Genomic DNA, 1278 nt, shown 5'->3' with positions numbered 1-1278 from the left:
GTCGCCCATTTGACCGCCAGTTCAAGGTCCGCATCATCCAGCACGATGAAGGCATCGCTGCCGCCGAGTTCCATTGTGTCTTTCTTCAGCGCAGCCCCTGCTTCGGCTGCAACCGTCTGGCCCGCGCGTTCACTACCGGTCAGGGCGACGCCACGGATGCGGAAATCCTTGATGAGTTCGGCGGACTGATCGTTGTCGAGGAAGATGTTGGTATAGACGCCAACAGGCGCACCTGCATCGTGGAACAGCTTTTCAAACGCCAGCGCGCATTGCGGCACGTTGGGCGCGTGTTTCGCGATGACCACGTTGCCCGCCATCAGGTTCGGCCCCGCCACGCGGGCAAGCTGGTAATAGGGGAAGTTCCACGGCTCGATGCAGTAAATCACGCCAAGAGGCTGGTTGATGATCTTTGCATGGCCTTCCTTGACCTTCAGATGCGTGGGCGCAAGGAATTCTGCCGCGCCCTCGGCGTAGAAGGACAGGATATCGGCCGTGATGTCGATTTCCTCCAGCGCGTCAGGCAGCGCCTTGCCCATTTCGGTCGCGATCAGGCGCGCATGCGCCACCCGGTCGCGGCGCAGCAGGCCGGCGGCCTTTGACATGATGACCTTGCGGGCGGCGATGTCGCGCTTTTTCCAGTCGGTCTTCCACACATGGTCCGCGCGGTCGACAATCGCCTTCATCTGCGCGGGAGTGTGAAGCTCGAACGTGCGTTCCACGGTTTCCGTAGTCGGGTTGAGGGTCTGGTAAAAACTCATTTGTCCGTTTCCCTGTTTATTGATTATGAAAAGGGTAGTCGGTGTAGCCATGCGCGTTGCCGCCATACATCGTCGCCGGGTCCAGCGGATTGAGTGGCCAGCCGTGTTCCAGCCGCGCGGGCAGGTCGGGATTGGCAATGAACCTCCGGCCAAAGCCGATCATGTCCGCCCATCCATGCGCCAGCACATGCTGCGCTTTGTGCAGGTCGTAACGGCCCGCGCACAGGATGCGACCGCCAAAGATGTCGCGCACGCTGGCGCGGAAGGTGTCCGGCATTTCGGGCGCATTGTCCCAGTCGGCCTCGGCCAGCGAGACATAGGCAATGCCCGCGTCCGCCAGCACACGCACGGCCTGCGTGTAGGTCTCCGCCGGATTGTCCTCCAGCAGGCCGAGATACACGCGCTCTTCCGTGGTCGTACCAAACAGCGGGGAAAACCGAACGCCCATCCTGCCAGGCGTAACCACGGCGGAGACGGCCTCCACTACTTCACGCAGAAAGCGCAGGCGGTTGGACAGGCT

2 protein-coding genes are annotated in these 1278 nt (G+C 61.8%); both read right to left on the bottom strand.

Features of this window, described 5'->3' with window-relative positions; genetic code table 11:
• Nucleotides 1–758, bottom strand: a 758-nt coding sequence (locus HNH97_RS14610; protein WP_171791365.1) for an aldehyde dehydrogenase family protein, incomplete at its 3' end; no start/stop codon positions are given.
• Between the two features lie 16 nt (nucleotides 759–774).
• Nucleotides 775–1278 (bottom strand): oxidoreductase (locus HNH97_RS14605; protein WP_456305402.1); only part of this gene is annotated, 504 nt, incomplete at its 5' end.

Origin of the sequence: Gluconacetobacter entanii, from assembly GCF_013155425.1 — a bacterium.
In the GTDB taxonomy this organism is placed as follows: Bacteria; Pseudomonadota; Alphaproteobacteria; order Acetobacterales; family Acetobacteraceae; genus Novacetimonas; species Novacetimonas entanii.
The sequence above is the reverse complement of the archived record's forward strand: the minus strand, read 5'-3'. Positions and strand labels throughout refer to the sequence as shown.